Below are 385 nucleotides of genomic sequence, written 5' to 3' on the forward strand. Positions count from 1 at the left end.
GTATCGGCCAGCACAATCGTGGCGGTCGGGCGCACGGTGTCGATGGCGTAGTTATTGGAATCGGTGGTGCCGCTGCCGGCGTTGCCCGCCAAATCGCTGATCCCGGTGTTGTCCAGGGTGATCAGGTTGGTGGTGTCGTTGATGCTCGCCGAAGGTGTGAAGGTCGCGGTCCAGGTGATGCCGCCGTCGCTGCTGCTCACCGAGGTCAACGTGCCGTTAGCGATCGTCAGGTCCGCGTTGGTGAAACCGCTCACCGCTTCGCTGAACGTAATGGTCACCAGCGAGGTTTCGCCGATTTTCAGTGCCGAGTCCGCGACCACGATGGTAGCCGTCGGGCGCACGGTGTCGATGGCGTAGTTGTTGGAGTCGGTCGTGCCAGTGCCCA

The 385-nt window shown here is 62.6% G+C and carries 1 protein-coding gene; it reads right to left on the reverse strand.

Features of this window, described 5'->3' with window-relative positions; genetic code table 11:
* On the reverse strand, nucleotides 1-385 hold a 385-nt coding region (locus AC1DLB_RS32330), incomplete at both ends, for an Ig-like domain-containing protein (RefSeq protein WP_477786575.1).

Source organism: Pseudomonas sp. 05N434, from assembly GCF_056396965.1.